This is a genomic window from Nitrobacter hamburgensis X14 (assembly GCF_000013885.1).
GTDB lineage: Bacteria > Pseudomonadota > Alphaproteobacteria > Rhizobiales > Xanthobacteraceae > Nitrobacter > Nitrobacter hamburgensis.
Map to the genome: position 1 here is coordinate 88,607 of NC_007964.1, position 15,471 is coordinate 104,077.

The following is a 15,471-nucleotide window of genomic DNA, read 5'->3' on the forward strand; positions in this document are numbered from 1 at the left end:
CGCCCCGAGGGGCGCTTTTGCGGCGAAATGCTCGCTAGAGCGTTGAAGATGCTCGACTATTTTCTGAGATGAAAGTCGTCGGCACGGTCGTCGCCACGGCAGCCCTAAATCAGCCGGGCGGCGAAGATCGGCTTATGGCAGAGGACGGCCGAATTGGCAACGTTTTAGCGAGATAACGAAATAGCGATTCCGTTGGAAATGGGCGGGTGGCGGCTTTTTCGAAGTCCAAAACGAAATCGGCCCGTCAGATATCTGACGGGTCGATTTCGGCTCGAACACAAATCGACGAAGGCTTCTGCTCAGCGCGGAGCCAGCACCATGACGACCTGACGGCCTTCGAACCTGGCGTCCTGCTCGACCTTGGCGTAGGCGGCAACGTCGGTCTTCACCTTGTCGAGCAGCTTGGTGCCGATGTCCTGGTGAGCCATCTCGCGGCCGCGATAGCGCAGGGTGATCTTGACCTTGTCGCCCTCCTCGAAGAACCGCTGCATCGCCTTCATCTTCACGTTATAATCGTGATCGTCGATCATCGGACGGAGCTTGATCTCCTTGATCTCGACGATCTTCTGGCGCTTGCGGGCTTCGGCGGCTTTCTTCTGGGCCTGAAACTTGTATTTCCCGTAGTCCATGATCTTGCAGACGGGAGGGCTGCTGTTCGGCGCAATCTCGACCAGATCCATGCCGGCATCCATGGCCATCTTGATCGCAGAGATCGTTTCCACGGTCCCTTGGTTGGTGCCTTCCTGGTCGATCAGTTGAACCTGGGCATTGCGGATTTCATCGTTGGTGCGCGGCCCGTCTTTCGCGACGGGCATTGGCGCTCTATTGGGACGGCGAATGGGTAGATCTCCAATGTTGTGAAAGAAGCGCCTATTTTGAAGGAATAAGCGCCTGTGGGCAAGCGGCGGAATTCACCGCGCGGGCAAAACTATCAAATGCGAGGTAATTTGGTCACGCCGATCAACGCCGGATCAAACCCCGGAGCCCGCCTCTTGTTCCATGCTCGCACCAACATTCGTTGACGGGTAGCGGCGGGCTGCGAGATACAACGCAAAACGGGACGGGCGGCATGACGAACGGGACGGCAGCGCAATTCATCGAGGTCGGCGGCGGGAATGCGATGCGCCGGATCGCCGTGCGCGCGCGGGACGGCAACTCCCCCGGCCTGTTCTGGCTCGGCGGCTTCAGGTCGGACATGGCGGGCACCAAGGCGCTCGCGCTCGATGCGTGGGCGGCCGAACGCGGCCGGGCCTGCGTGCGGTTCGATTACTCCGGCCACGGCGAAAGCGCAGGCGCATTCACCGACGGCACGATCGGCCGCTGGCTCGAGGAAAGCCTCGCGGTGTTCGATGCCTTTTGCGAGGGCCCGCAGGTCGTGATCGGCTCGTCGATGGGCGGCTGGATCGCGCTGTTGCTGGCGCGTGCGCTGGCCAGACGCGAGGCCCCGCGCGCGCCGCTCGCGGGTCTCGTTCTGATCGCGCCGGCGCCCGACTTCACCGAGGAGTTGATGTGGAAGGGCTTTTCGCCGGAAGCGAGATCCGCCATCGAGACCGAGGGCGTCTGGCTGCGGCCGTCCGACTACGGCGACCCCTACCCGATCACCCGCAACCTGATTGAGGACGGCCGCCGCCATCTGCTGCTCGGCGGCAGCATAACGACCGGCTGTCCGGTGCGCATCCTGCAGGGCGCGCAGGACCTGGATGTGCCATGGCGCCACGCCTTCGCGCTGACCGAGCGGTTGCCGAGCGACGACGTGGTGCTGACCATGATCCGGGACGGCGATCACCGGCTGTCGCGCCCGCAGGACATCGCTCGCATCCTGGCGGCGGTGGCGGAGTTTTAAAAAAACGTTCCGTTGTCATCCCGGGCGCCGCCTCAGCGCGCGCCATCCGGACCCGGCTGTTTCACTTGCGCGTCACCACCAGTTTGGCGGAGCCTTCGTTGTTGCGATAAAACACATCATAGAGTCCGGGAATGCCCAGCACCGCATCGTTGACGAAGATGAAAAGTTCGCCGCTGCGTGTCGGCCGGATCATCGTCTCGACCTTGCCGTCCTCGGGATCGGGATCGAGGAAGACCTCCTCGCCGCCGGTCGTGCCATAGCGCAGCACCAGGCGGAACCAGGGCCGCGTCAGTTCGCGGCGCAGGGGAACGCCGAGCATCAGCCACACGCGTTGCGACCAGCGCGGCGCATCGGTGGTGTAGAACCCGCCCAGCGGCGACGGGATATCTCCGTCCTGCCATGGCGTCGTGGTCTCGACCTGGACCAGATAGCGCGCGCCGAACCCGTCCACCGCGATGCCGGTGCCGGCGCAGAAGTGCGACGTGCTGAAATCGAACGTCGCCTGCTCGCCGCGCGCGAGCCCCCGCACCTTCGGGCTTTCGTTGCAAGTCCAGCCGGCGACGTCCTGCACGTTGTAGATGAGATGGCTACCGAGGGTGATGCCGAGATAGACGAACAAGCCTGCAAAGAACGTCGGCGCCCAGCGGCGCTTCAACTGCCGGTGAAACCAGATATAGGGCCCGCTCGCGCGCAGCCGGTAGATCCAGTTGGTCGGCAAGCCTGTCGGCGCCGTCGGCGTTCGCTGCCAGATCGCATTCATCGAATCCGAGATGCGGGTTGCGAGCCGCGTCCCCCAGAACGTCAAACCACCCGCGAGCGCGAGCAGGACAAGGAACTGGCCCGGACTGCGCGCATAGGCGTTGATCCAGGTTTGCGCGAAGCCCGGAAGAAACCCGCCGACAATGCGGATGATGTCCGACACCCAGCGGATCGGGCTGGTGTATTCATCCGCCGCCGGCAGCGAGCGCGCCAGCGGATAGAGCAACAGCCATGCGGTGGAGCCGACGGTGGCGAAGTAGACCAGCCGCCGTTTCCAGATCTCGTTCCAGACATGCTCCTGCGTTTCGGTGCGCGCGAGTGCCCTGGCGCTGCTTTCGAAGCCGTATTGATCCGGTGTCAGCACCAGTCCGTCGTCGGTCACGACATCATAAATCTTCGGCAGCCCGACCGGCGCATAGTCTTGCGAGCGGCTGGCGATGCGCTTGAACGCGCTGACATGCACCTTCGGTCGCGCGACGACGACTTCGTCGTTCCTGGAGAAACGAAAGTCGCATAGCTCGGCCAGCTTGCGCGGGCCGTAGCGATAGTAGCTGCCGAGCCCCTTGCGCGGATCGTACAGCCGCCCGTCCTTGTCGCACATCGAGATGGCGTTCTTGAGCGGATCGGGATCGGCCGGCGGCGTCGCCCGATCCGACTTGAGGCGCAGACCGCAGGCCCCCGCCTGCCTCAGCATCCAGACCAGCGGGATGAAGGCCAGCGCATCGTCCGGATAGCCACCACCGACGTTGGAATGCACGCCGGCGAACCAGACCTGGCTGATCTGCTCGTCCGCGAGATGGCGGTTGCCGTCGTCGCGCGGGGCGAGCGGCGGCGCGCCGCGCTCGTCCCACAATTCGGGATGGAAGGTGGTGCGCGGCTCGTCGAGCGACAGCGCCTGACAGGCGCGCCTGACGCGCGTGCAGTCGAGCGTGTGGTTGGGCAGCTCCAGCGGCCAGATCCATTTGCTGACGCCGCGCGTCATCTCGTCGAGCGGCAGGCCGTAGGCGGCGACGGTGTCCCACACGCCGATGAAGCGGATATGGTCCACCCGGCGATTGTCGCGCTTGTCGTAGCCTTTCCGCAGAAACAGGTCGCGGATGCCGCGGAAGATGTCCTCGATGTGCCAGACCGTATGGAAGCGCTCGCGCCGATACTGGCGATAGGCGGCCTTGGCCTTGCGCGACAATTCGGCCTCGCTGTCGGCGGCGACAAGCCCCTGATTGAGGATCAGTCCCATCACCACGCGGATGGTGAAGCCGCCGCGGCTGAAGCCGAAGCCGAATAACTCATCGCTGTCGTCGCGCCAGTTGCGGCAGGCGAACTTGTAGATGTCGATGACGTTGCGTTTCAGCCCGAAGCCGAAAGCGCCGCCGAGAATGGCGAGCGGCTTGAACGACGAGGTGCCGACCCCGTCGTCGTAGAACGCCACCTGATCCGCCCCCGAAAGATCGATCGCCTCGAACGTGCGCCAGACATTGGTGCGCCAGACTTTTGCAGCGGAGTTTCCGGTGCCGTCGGACAGCAGAACGATTTTCCGGCCCATGCCTTTCCTCCGGAAACGATGTCGCGTGACGTTGATTCGCCTTTTATTCAAAACGAACGCGCCCGTTCTGATGGAATCAGAACGGGCGCTCTGGACTGTTGAGTGGTAGCATTTCCTTACGGTGAACCGGTGTCCACTTCACCGGGAAATGCTCCAGCGCACCCGATCGCGGGAAAAAGTTGGCGGCTGCTCGACAGACACGACCAGTCGCCAAACTCGTTCTCGGTGTTGACATTCAGCGACGGGATCGAGGTCATCGCCAAGCCGGGCCGACCTCCATTCCCGCCACCGCCTGACGGCCGTCACAAAAAGTTGGTCACAGCTCTCGCCGAGGAAACCATCGCGTTGCTCAATCCGTCCCGAAGATTCGCCAGGAGATTGGAGAATAGAGACGGACCAGCGCTCGCGTTCTTGCGGCTCGCCTCCAGCCGCCTCATGCTCAAGCTCGGCCCGACGGACTCTGAGGTTATGTCATCGGCAGCCTGATTGGCCACCGACACGGGTGCCTCCTGGATGGAGAGGCTTCCCTCTTCGCTACCGTCCGCGACCGACTCGATCACCGTGGCGTATTCGACAACCTTGATCGGCTTGCCGTTGAGGTCGAGTATCGGAGTGTAGGAGGCCTGGATCCAGACTTCCTTGCCGTCCTTGCCGATACGTTTGTGTTCGGCCGATTGAGACTCGCCGCGATTCAAGCGTGCCCAGAAGTCGCGATAAGCAGCACCTGCCCGCTCTGATGGCTCTACGAACATGCCATCATGCTTGCCCCGTACTTCGCCGAGGGTGTAGCCCATCGCCTTGAGGTACTTATCGTTGGCGGCAATAATCGTGCCGTCCAGGTTGAATGCGGCCACCGCCTGCGCGCGATCGATGGCGGCAAGCTGACCCGCATTGTCGAGAGCCTCGATCTTCCTGGCGGTGATATCGGTCGCGAGCTGGATAACTTTCGTCGGTTTTCCCTTCGAGTCCAGGACCGGATTATAGGAAGCCTGAACCCAGATCTCTTTGCCATCCTTGCCGATACGCTTGTACTCGGCCGATTGAGACTCGCCCCGATTGAGCCTGGCCCAGAAGTCGCGGTATGCGGTGCTGGCTCGCTCGCCCGCCTCCACGAACATGCTGTGGTGCTTGCCCTGGACCTCCTTGGCGAGGGAGTAACCGAACGTTTTCAGGGAATTATCGTTGGCGGTAATAACCTTTCCGTCCATGCCGAATTCGACGACCGCCTGCGACTTTCCGATCGCTGTGATCTGGCTTTCCAGATTGGCCATCTTCAATTTCTGGCTGGTTACGTCAGTCGCGAACGTGACGACCTTGAAGGGCTTGCCGTTCTCGTCTGCGATCGGGTTATAGGTCGCCTGAATCCAGACTTCGTTTCCGGCTTTACCAATGCGCTTGCATTCAGCCGACTGAGCCTGACCCTGATTCAGTTTGGCCCAGAATTCGCGATAGGCAGCACCTGCTCGCTCCGACGGCTCCACGAACATGCGGTCATGCTTCCCCTGCACTTCGCCAAGGGCGTAGCCCAACGCGTTGAGGAAGTTTTTGTTTGCGGTAATAATCGTGCCGTCCAGATTGAATTCGACCACCGCCTGTGTGCGTTCGATGGCGGAAACCTGACCCGCATGGTCCAGGGCCTCGATCTTTTTCGCGGTGATGTCGGACGCGATCTCGATGACTTTTGTCGGTTTCCCCCTCGCATCCAGCACTGGAAGATAGGAAGCCTGAACCCAGACCTCCTCGCCGTCCCTGTCGATGCGCTTATACTCAGCCGATTGCGACTCGCCCTGATTCAGCCTGGCCCAGAAGTCGCGGTATGCGGCGCTGGATCGTTCGTCGGCCTCCACGAACATGCTGTGGTGCTTGCCTTGAACGTCCGCCAGCCCGTAACCGAGGATGTTGAGAAAGTTCTCGTTGGCGGTGATGACCGTACCGTCGAGTCTGAACTCGATTACGGCCTGAGACTTACTGATCGCTGCGGTTTTCGCGGCATTTTCTTTTGCGATTGACCATTTTTTGAAGAAAAACATTCTTCCCCTCCCAAGAACCAGGTCCAAAGAACATCAAAGCTTCCGACTCGCGGGCGAAAGCTTGGTTTACTGACCATGAACGGGTTCGGTTAAAGCGAGGTTAATAAGCCTCGTAGATTTGCTAGAGCCTGACCGCTTCTGATAAAATCAAAAGTGCGGGGCTCCGGGGCTCTATGATTTTGATTTGACGCATTTTCTTCACGCGAACCGGTACCCGCTTCGCTCGAAAACGCTCTAAAAGCCGCCCTCGACTTTCTCGCGCCCGGTCTCTTCAGGCACGGCATCAAGCGCGAGAGTGACGGAAGATCACGCCAGTCCCCCGCAACGCGGACACCCGAGCGCGTTCCGGCCAAGCGGAAACCGACTCGCGTGAAAAATACATTATATCAATAACTTGCGTATATTCCGATCGCAAAATCGGTATCCAATTTTGCGGAATACGCGCTGGAACCTTGGAGCGGGCGAAGGGATTCGAACCCTCGACCCCGACCTTGGCAAGGTCGTGCTCTACCCCTGAGCTACACCCGCATCCGATGGCTGGTGGCCGATTGCCGGTCGCCAGAGCGCAGACCTATGCCAAATGCAGCTTGCGAATGCAACAGCCAGATATCGCCGATCGTTCCCTGACGTGCGGCCAGCGCCGGGATACCGGTGCCCGATGGCCGGGTCACCCGTTCCGCCGATTGCAAAATTTCCACGCAGGGACCAATTAAGGGTTCGGGCCGCAGTAGCAGCGGCCGATTCCGGGGACATCAGGCGAGGATCATGTGAGCATAGTCGAGCAAGGCAGCGGGCCGCCACCGCAGGCGTCGAATCTGATCAGAGAGACGACGGCCCAGACCTTCATGAATGACGTTGTCGAGGAATCGATGCGCCAGCCGGTGCTGGTCGATTTCTGGGCGCCGTGGTGCGGACCGTGCCGCCAGCTCACCCCGATCCTGGAAAAGGCCGTGCTCGCCGGCGGCGGCAAGGTCAAGCTGGTCAAGATGAACATCGACCAGCATCCCGCCATTTTCCAGCAGCTTGCGGCACAGATCGGCAATCAGTCGATACCGGCGGTTTTTGCCTTTACCGGCGGGAGACCGGTCGACTACTTTACGGGCGCGGCGCCCGAGAGTCAGGTCAATGCCTTCATCGACAAGCTGACGCAGGGCATGGCGGCGCCCGGCGCGCCGAATATCGAGGAAATCCTGCAAGAGGCCGAAGCCGCGCTCGTCGCAGGCGATCCGGCCACTGCGGCCTCGATCTATGCCGAGGTTGTCGGTTTCGACGCCGCCAATCTTCCAGCGATCGCGGGACTTGCGCGTTGCTATGCAACCACCGGCGCGCTCGACAAAGCCAAGCAGACACTGGCGCTGGTGCCGGAATCGAAGCGCGGCGACGCCGCCGTGGCAACCGTGCAGGCCATGATCGACCTCGCCGAACAGGCGAGTTCGCTTGGCCCCGTCGCCGACCTCGAACGGAAAGTGGCAGAAAACCCGCTCGATCATCAGGCGCGATTCGACCTCGCGACCGCGCTGAACGCCAGCGGCAACCGTAACGATGCCACCGGTCACCTGCTCGAAATCGTCAAGCGCGACCGCAAATGGAACGACGACGCCGCCCGCAAGCAGCTCGTGCAATTCTTCGAAGCATGGGGCGCCGCCGACGAAGCCACCGTCGAGGGCCGCAAACGCCTGTCGACGATCCTGTTTTCCTAGTGGTTTGATTGTAACATTCGCATCCGCAAGGATTTCTCGAAAACACCGGATCCGCCCATGCCCATCAATGCCGACTATCGCGGTCCCGGTGACCTTCCCGAAGTGATACCGGTATTTCCGCTGCCCGGCGCGCTGCTGCTGCCGCGCGGGCAGATGCCGCTCAATATCTTCGAAATGCGTTATCTGGCAATGGTCGACGACGCGTTCCGCGACGGCCATCGCCTGATCGGCATGATCCAGCCCGATATCACCAATTCCGCAAGCGAGGACCGGCCGAAGCTGTTCGGTGTCGGCTGTGTCGGACGCATCACCCAGTTCGCCGAATCCGGCGACGGCCGTTACATTCTCGAACTCACCGGCGTCTCGCGTTTCCGGGTCGCGGAAGAGCTGACGGTGTTGACGCCCTATCGTCAGTGCAAGGTGGATTTCTTCGCGTATGCCGATGATCTGACCGCGCGCAAGGGCGAAGACGCCGTCGACCGCGAGCGGCTGCTCGCGGTGCTGACCGATTTTCTCAAGGTCAATGAGCTGAAGGTGGATTGGGAGGGCATCGAGACCGCGCCGAACGAGGCGCTGGTCAACGCGCTGGCGATGATGTCGCCCTACGGCCCGCCGGAAAAACAGGCGATGCTGGAAGCGCCCGATCTGAAAACGCGCGCGGAGATTCTGATCGCCGTCACCGAAATGGACCTCGCAAAAAAGCGCACCAGCGGCGACCCCGGGTTGCAGTAGGCTGCGAGCATCCCGACCACAATCTTTCGAAGAGACCGCGCATGACAACCCCCTCCGATCGCCCCGAAGATACCGTCGATCGAAAGCTTCTGGAGATTCTGGTCTGCCCGGTGACCAAGGGGCCGCTGGAATTCGACGGCGCGCGGCAGGAACTGATTTCGCGCTCCGCCAAACTCGCCTACCCGATCCGCGAGGGCATTCCGATCATGCTGCCGGAAGAGGCCAGGAAAATCGAGTGAGGGCGACGGCGGTTCGGCTGGAGCGTTTTCATGCGAAGCATGTCCTCGGGCTTGACCCGAGGACGGATACCGGTTCGCGTGAAGAAAACGCGTCAAATCAAAATCATAGAGCCCGCTTCTGATTCCATCAGAAGCGAAAAGGCTCCAGGCCAACGGAGCGAGTGCCGCGCCGGGCTCGTGCTTCAACGGAAGCGGCGGCGGACGGATAGGTCGCCAGTCATCGTCCTGACGTCGCCGGTGGCAGCGCGCGCCCTGCGAAGCGCCGCGGGCCGGGTTCTCGCGTCATTGCACGACCTCGCCGTGCTGGGTGATGTCGAGACCTTCGCGTTCGTTCTCGCCGCTGACGCGCAGGCCGATCACCGCCTTGATGGCCAGCAGGATGATCAGCGTGACGATGGCGTCGTAGACGACGGTTGCGAGGATGCCGTAGATCTGAATGACCACCTGATGGGCGTTGCCGTCGATCAGGCCCGTCCCTGCCTTGTTGATCGCCGTGCGGGCGAACACGCCGGTGAGCAGCGCGCCGATGATGCCGCCGACGCCGTGGACGCCGAAGGCGTCGAGGCTGTCGTCATAGCCCATCATGTGCTTGAGGCCGGTGGCGCCCCAGTAGCAGCCGACGCCGGCGGCGGCGCCGATCACCAGCGCGCCGGTTGGATCGACGAAGCCCGAAGCCGGGGTGATGGCGACGAGACCGGCGACCGCGCCGGAGCAGATGCCGAGCACGCTCGGCTGGCCGCGCAAGCCCCACTCGACGGCCATCCAGGCCAGCGCCGCGGCAGCGGTCGCGATCTGGGTCACCGCCATCGCCATGCCGGCCTGTCCGCCCGCCGTCACCGCCGAACCGGCGTTGAAACCGAACCAGCCGACCCATAATAGCGACGCGCCGATCACAGTCAGCACCAGGTTGTGCGGCGCCATGTTCTCGCTGCCGTAGCCCTTGCGCTTGCCGAGCACCAGCGCGCAGACCAGCCCCGCGACGCCGGCGTTGATGTGAACCACGGTGCCGCCGGCGAAGTCGAGCACGCCGAGACCACCGAGGAATCCGCCGCCCCATACCCAGTGCGCGATCGGCGCATAGACCAGCAGCGACCACAGGCCCATGAACCACATCATCGCCGAGAACTTCATGCGATCGGCGATCGCGCCGCAGATCAGCGCCGGCGTGATGATCGCGAACGTCATCTGGAAGCACATGAACACCGATTCCGGGATCGTCGGCGCGGCGGCGGCGATGGAGTCGGTGCCCATGCCCATCAGCAGCATCCGCGAGGCGCCGCCGAGAAAATTCGTGCCTTCGGTGAACGCCCAGCTATAGCCGATCACCATCCAGAGCACGCTAACAAGGCAGGCGATGGCGAAGCTCTGCATCACCGTGGCAAGCACGTTCTTCTTGCGCACCATGCCGCCGTAAAACAGCGCCAGGCCAGGGATCGTCATCATCAAGACGAGCGCGGTGGCGGTCAGCATCCATGCGGTGTCGCCCGAATCGATTTTCGGCGGCGATGTCGCGGCGGGGGCGACCGCTACCGCGGTCTGGGCCAGTGCTGTGTCGGCGAATCCCGCAAGGCCGGCCGCGCCTAGTATCGCTGCGATGGCCAATCCCGCGCGGGCCGGGCGTTCGAACCTCATGTGCTTTACTCCTGATTGAAGCTGGATGAGCGCGAAGTCAGATCGCATCGGCATCGAGATCGCCGGTGCGGATGCGAACCGCGTGCTCGAGGTTGATGACGAAGATCTTGCCGTCGCCGATCCTGCCGGTCCGCGCGGCCGAGGCGATGGCTTCGATGACCGTATCGACCTGGCCGGAATTGACCGCGACCTCGATCTTGACCTTGGGCAGGAAACTCACGGCGTATTCGGCGCCGCGATAGATTTCCGTATGGCCTTTCTGGCGGCCGTATCCCTTGACTTCCGTCACCGTCATACCGTGCACGCCGATCGCGGTCAGGGCATCGCGGACCTCTTCGAGCTTGAAGGGCTTGATGATCGCCATAACGATTTTCATGTGTCCGGCTCCCGCTCAGAGCGTTTTCGAGCGAACATGTCCTCGGGCTTGACCCGGGGATGGATACCGGTTCGCGTGAAGAAAACGCGTCAGATCAAAATCATAGAGACCCGCTTCTGATTCCATCAGCAGCGGAACTACCCGGCTGCATCATGCCGGGCGGTCTCGGCCGGGACTCGCCGCGCCGAGAATTGTCGCGGCGCGAGCACAGCCGGACTCATGCAATCAAATGCCGTGCCAAACCGGCTCGGCTCTGGTAACTACCTTGAAACTAAAGACTTTTCGCACTATGCGAGGAGCCGGGTCGATCGCCCGGTCAAGTGACGCCTAAAAAACCGGCCGGTCATGCCCAATGCGGCAGCAGGTCAGATTTCCGGCATGATGCCGGCTTCATCAGCAATGACGAAACCGTCACAGCGCGTCGTTGTCGGTCTCGCCGGTGCGGATGCGCAGGGCGTGATCGATCGGCATCACGAAAATCTTGCCGTCACCGATCTGGCCGGTACGGGCAGCCGCGGTGATGACCTCGACGGTCTTGTCCGCAAGCTCCGACGCCACCGCGACCTCGATCCGCAACTTGGGCAGGAAGTTCACGACGTATTCGGCACCGCGATAGATCTCGGTATGGCCTTTCTGACGTCCATAACCCTTGACCTCGGTCACGGTCATGCCGTGCGCGCCGACTGCGGTCAGCGCCTGGCGGACCTCGTCAAGCTTGAAGGGTTTGATAATGGCGACGACGAGTTTCATGGTCCGACCTCTTCATCCCCTCTTCATTCCCCCGGCAACCCGGTATTGACCGGATCCGTTCCCGGCCAAATCTGGCATCTTTCCGCGCCGATGGCACAGGAAACTTGCAGAAAAAATCAGTCGGATTCAACACAGTTGGGGCAGACTCTAGCGCCGCTCGCGCACCGCACCTTCCTGCACCACGGAGGCGACCAGCGTGCCGTCCCGCCGAAAGATCAGGCCGCGGGCGAGGGCGCGGCCGTCCCGGGCGCTCGGCGAATCCTGCGCGTAGAGCAGCCATTCGTCGGCGCGGAAGGGGCGGTGAAACCACATGGCGTGATCGAGCGAAGCCGCCATCATGCGCTTGTCGAACAGGGTGCGGCCGTAGCGCGCCATCACCGCATCGAGCAACGAAAAATCCGACGCATAGGCCAGCGCGCACATGTGCAGCGCCGGATCGTCGGGCAGTTTCGCCGCGGTGCGAATCCAGACATGGGTACGGCCGTCGTCGATCCTCTCACCGAAGTAGCGGTTGAGTTCGACCGGACGCAGTTCGATCGGCCGGTCCGATTCATAGTAGCGGCGGATGAAGTCCGGCATCTCCTTGAACATCGGCTGCTTGGCGAATTCCTCCGGCGTGAGCTTCTCCGGCGGCGGCACGTCCGGCATCCGGTCCTGATGATCGAAGGCGCCTTGCTCCGGCGCATGGAACGACACCATGGTCGAGAAAATGGCGTGGCCGTGCTGGATCGCGGTGACGCGCCGTGTCGAATAGCTCTTGCCGTCGCGCAACCGTTCCACCTCGTAGATGATCGGGATGGCGGGATCGCCCGGCAGGATGAAGTAGCAATGCAGCGAGTGCGGCAGGCGGCCTTCGACGGTGCGGCAGGCCGCCACCATCGCCTGCCCGATCACCTGCCCGCCGAACACCCGCTGCCAGCTCGTCTTCGGGCTGTTGCCGCGGAACAGGTTTTCCTCGATCGGTTCCAGATCGAGGATCGAGATCAGGTCGATCAGGCTTTTTGACATCAGGATGCCTTCAATCAGGACCCATTCGTCTCAATATTAATTTCGGGATGCGCGTTCTTTACGCGCAGGCCCGAAGCGTGACGAATGAGGTTCCAGGCCCCATTTGGTGAACCTGTTTCGCCCGGCTATACTGCCGGCGCAGGAAAGTAAGGCGCACCATGACGACACAACGGAGCATTGTCATCTGCGGCGGCGGGTTCGCGGGCCTGGCGCTGGCGCTGGCGCTGCGCCAGGGGTTGGGCGCCGGGGTTCCGATCGTGGTCGCCGATCCCGCGCTGGCGAACCGGTCGAGCCGCGATCCGCGCGCCACCGCAATCGTAGCGGCATGCCGCCGCCTGTTCGAGGCGCTCGGGGTCTGGGACGAGGTGGCCGGGACCGCGCAGCCGATCCTCGACATGGTGATCACGGATTCCAGGCTCGAGGACGCCACCCGCCCGGTATTTTTGACATTTGCCGGCGACGTCGAGCCCGGCGAGCCGTTCGCGCATATGATCGAGAACGGTCACCTGATCGAGGCGCTGGTGTCACGCGCGAGCGCCGAAGGCGTCGATTTGCGCGCCACGGCGGTGACGGGATCCGACCTGCGATCCGGCGGCGTCATGGTCTCGCTCGCCGACGGCGCGACGATCGACGCCAGCCTGCTGGTGGCGGCCGACGGCGCGCGCTCAAGGCTGCGCGAGCGCGCCGGAATCGCCACCCACGGCTGGGAGTACGATCAGTCCGGCATCGTCGTCACCGTCGGCCACGAGCGCGATCATCAGGGCCGCGCCGAAGAACATTTTCTCCCCGCCGGACCGTTCGCGATCCTGCCGCTGACCGGCCGCCGCTCGTCGCTGGTGTGGACCGAGAAGCGGGCGGACGCCGCGCGCATCGTCGCGCTCGCGGAAGAGGACTTTCATGCCGCGCTGGAACAGCGCTTCGGCCTACACCTCGGCGAGATCAAAGCGCTCGACAAGCCGCGCGCTTTTCCGCTTCATTATTTCGTCGCACGCTCGTTCATAGCGGAGCGACTGGCGCTGGTCGGCGACGCCGCGCATGTGATTCACCCGATCGCGGGCCAGGGCCTCAACCTCGGACTGAAGGATGTCGCGGCGCTCGCGGAAACCGTGGTCGATGCCGTCAGGCTCGGCATCGATCCGGGGCAAGCCGATGTGCTGGAGCGCTATCAGCGCTGGCGGCGCTTCGACACCGTGGCGATGGGCTTCGCCACCAACACGCTCAATGTGCTGTTCTCGAACGAATCGACGCTGCTGCGCGGCGTGCGCGATATCGGGCTCGGTCTGGTCGACCGGATGCCGCCGCTGAAGAATGCGTTCATCCGGCAGGCGGCGGGACTGACCGGCGAGGTACCGCGGCTGTTGAAGGGCGAGGCGCTGTAGGCTTCGCAAAATTGTGTCCCGGCAAACGCGATCCGGAGGCGGTTTGCGAAATGCATGACCGCCATGGAACCACCAGAACGGAGTGGAAAACACGCTCTCCCGCCGATGGTTAATCGCGCCTTAACCTCGCCGTACCTATGCTGCTCATCCGTCTTTCGTCCGGCCTCAAGGTGTGGCCGAACGCCTTGAAAGTGTTGACGCTTAACCGATGGCAACCACCGCTTCATCGCGCGCGGCGCAAGGCGCCGCCAGCCCGACTGAGTTCGCCGCCAGCCCGGCCGAGTCTGCCGCCAGCAGGGCCGCGTCGACGACGGCGTGCGAGCGGTCGCCATTCGCGCGGACCGCGGAGCTGCTTGCGCCCTACCAGCCGGGACAGCCCCCGATCACGTTGTCGGTGGGCGAGCCGCAGCACCCCCCGCCCGATTTCGTCGCTCCGATATTATCCCAGCATATCAATGAATTCAGACGATACCCGATAGCCAGGGGGATCGAGCCGTTCCGCCACGCCGCGGCAAACTGGTTATCGAGGCGCTTCGCCCTGCCCCGTGCGGTCGATCCCGAAACCGAGATTCTGGTGCTGAACGGCAGTCGGGAGGGACTGTTTCTCGCCGCGATCGCCGCCGTCCGCTACGTGGCGACCCGCAAGGGCGTGCCGGCCATTCTGGTGCCGAACCCGTTCTACCCGGCCTATGGCGCCGGCGCCCGCGCCGCCCATTGCGAGACGATTTTCCTGCCGACGACGCGCGCCAACGGTTTTTTGCCCGACCTCGATGCGCTCGATGAGGCCACGCTGGCGCGGACGGTCGCGATCTATCTCGCCTCCCCCGCCAACCCGCAAGGCGCGGTGGCCTCATCCGATTACTTCACACGCCTGATAGCGCTGGCGCGCCGTCACGGCTTCCTCGTGTTCTCGGACGAATGCTACTCGGAAATCTACACGCAGGCACCGCCCGGCAGCGCGCTGGAATGCGCGGGACCGGACTATGCCAACGTCGTCGCGTTCCAGTCGCTGTCGAAACGCTCGAACCTGCCGGGTATCCGGGTCGGCTTCGCCGCCGGCGATCGGAATTTCCTCGCAGCGTTTCATGAACTGCGCAACGTCGCGGCTCCCCAGGTGCCGGTGCCGCTGCAGCATGTCGCCGTGGCAGCCTATGGCGACGAGGCGCATGTCGAGGAGAACCGCAGGCTCTACCGCATCAAGTTCGATCTCGCCGACCGGATCCTCGGCCATCGCTATGGTTATGCCAGACCCGCCGGCGGCTTCTGCGTCTGGCTGGATGTGTCCGCCCATGGCGGCGACGAGGCCGCGGCGGTCAAGCTCTACAAAGAGGCCGGCGTGCGCGTCGTGCCCGGCAGCTATCTGGCGCGTCCGCAAGCCGACGGCAGCAATCCCGGCGCAGGATATATCCGTCTGGCGCTGGTGCCGGACACTGAAACCACGGCCGAGGCGTTGCACCGGCTGGTGAAAACTCTCGGTTAG

Annotated in this window: 14 protein-coding genes and 1 tRNA gene; 6 read left to right on the forward strand and 9 right to left on the reverse strand. The window is 63.1% G+C overall.

The genetic code is table 11. From position 1 onward, the window contains the following. Positions 1-299: 299 nt before the first annotated feature. A complete protein-coding gene (infC, locus tag NHAM_RS00380) occupies positions 300-839 on the reverse strand; it encodes a translation initiation factor IF-3 (protein WP_086008296.1) in 540 nt (179 codons plus the stop codon). A 230-nt stretch (positions 840-1,069) separates the two neighbouring features. On the opposite strand from infC, the gene NHAM_RS00385 reads away from it, so the two are divergent. Then, complete coding sequence (locus NHAM_RS00385) at positions 1,070-1,843, forward strand: alpha/beta hydrolase (RefSeq protein ID WP_011508686.1); 774 nt, start codon at positions 1,070-1,072, stop codon at positions 1,841-1,843. A 61-nt stretch (positions 1,844-1,904) separates the two neighbouring features. Here the strand turns inward: NHAM_RS00385 and NHAM_RS00390 are convergent, their stop codons facing one another. The 4 genes from NHAM_RS00390 to NHAM_RS24370 all read right to left on the reverse strand — a co-directional run bounded on the left by NHAM_RS00390 (position 1,905) and on the right by NHAM_RS24370 (position 6,846). Continuing rightward, entirely contained in the window at positions 1,905-4,145 is a 2,241-nt protein-coding gene (locus tag NHAM_RS00390; protein ID WP_011508687.1) for a DUF2235 domain-containing protein, read from the reverse strand. 302 nt (positions 4,146-4,447) lie between these two features. Further along, on the reverse strand, positions 4,448-6,175 hold the full coding sequence (locus tag NHAM_RS00395; RefSeq protein ID WP_011508688.1) for a PAS domain-containing protein: 1,728 nt from the start codon (positions 6,173-6,175) through the stop codon (positions 4,448-4,450). A gap of 453 nt (positions 6,176-6,628) precedes the next feature. Beyond that, positions 6,629-6,703, reverse strand: a tRNA-Gly gene (locus NHAM_RS00400). Beyond that, complete coding sequence (locus NHAM_RS24370; protein WP_157043484.1) at positions 6,694-6,846, reverse strand: hypothetical protein; 153 nt, start codon at positions 6,844-6,846, stop codon at positions 6,694-6,696. The genes NHAM_RS00400 and NHAM_RS24370 overlap by 10 nt, the downstream gene beginning before the upstream one ends. Positions 6,847-6,942: 96 nt before the next feature. Here NHAM_RS24370 and NHAM_RS00405 point away from each other — a divergent pair, with 96 nt between their 5' ends. The 3 genes from NHAM_RS00405 to NHAM_RS00415 are packed head-to-tail and all read left to right on the forward strand — an operon-like array spanning position 6,943 to position 8,846. Continuing rightward, entirely contained in the window at positions 6,943-7,875 is a 933-nt protein-coding gene (locus NHAM_RS00405) for a thioredoxin family protein (protein WP_011508689.1), read from the forward strand. Between the two features lie 57 nt (positions 7,876-7,932). Further along, complete coding sequence (locus tag NHAM_RS00410) at positions 7,933-8,607, forward strand: LON peptidase substrate-binding domain-containing protein (protein ID WP_011508690.1); 675 nt, start codon at positions 7,933-7,935, stop codon at positions 8,605-8,607. A gap of 41 nt (positions 8,608-8,648) precedes the next feature. Next, positions 8,649-8,846 carry a Trm112 family protein gene (locus NHAM_RS00415; RefSeq protein ID WP_011508691.1) on the forward strand — a complete coding sequence of 66 codons (198 nt, stop codon included), beginning with the start codon at positions 8,649-8,651 and terminating at the stop codon, positions 8,844-8,846. Positions 8,847-9,128: 282 nt separating this feature from the next. On the opposite strand, the gene NHAM_RS00420 is transcribed toward NHAM_RS00415, so the two are convergent. The 4 genes from NHAM_RS00420 to tesB form a co-directional block, all read right to left on the reverse strand. Beyond that, complete coding sequence (locus tag NHAM_RS00420) at positions 9,129-10,478, reverse strand: ammonium transporter (protein ID WP_011508692.1); 1,350 nt, start codon at positions 10,476-10,478, stop codon at positions 9,129-9,131. A 37-nt stretch (positions 10,479-10,515) separates the two neighbouring features. Continuing rightward, on the reverse strand, positions 10,516-10,854 hold the full coding sequence (locus tag NHAM_RS00425; protein WP_011508693.1) for a P-II family nitrogen regulator: 339 nt from the start codon (positions 10,852-10,854) through the stop codon (positions 10,516-10,518). Positions 10,855-11,265: 411 nt separating this feature from the next. Further along, the gene (locus NHAM_RS00430) at positions 11,266-11,604 is read right to left on the reverse strand and encodes a P-II family nitrogen regulator (protein WP_011508694.1); all 339 of its coding nucleotides are present in this window, start codon (positions 11,602-11,604) and stop codon (positions 11,266-11,268) included. Positions 11,605-11,751: 147 nt separating this feature from the next. Further along, on the reverse strand, positions 11,752-12,612 hold the full coding sequence (gene tesB / locus NHAM_RS00435) for an acyl-CoA thioesterase II (protein WP_011508695.1): 861 nt from the start codon (positions 12,610-12,612) through the stop codon (positions 11,752-11,754). 158 nt (positions 12,613-12,770) lie between these two features. Here tesB and NHAM_RS00440 point away from each other — a divergent pair, with 158 nt between their 5' ends. After that, a complete protein-coding gene (locus NHAM_RS00440) occupies positions 12,771-13,991 on the forward strand; it encodes a ubiquinone biosynthesis hydroxylase (RefSeq protein ID WP_011508696.1) in 1,221 nt (406 codons plus the stop codon). Between the two features lie 208 nt (positions 13,992-14,199). Continuing rightward, positions 14,200-15,471, forward strand: coding sequence for an aminotransferase class I/II-fold pyridoxal phosphate-dependent enzyme (locus tag NHAM_RS00445; protein WP_011508697.1), 1,272 nt, complete (start codon positions 14,200-14,202; stop codon positions 15,469-15,471).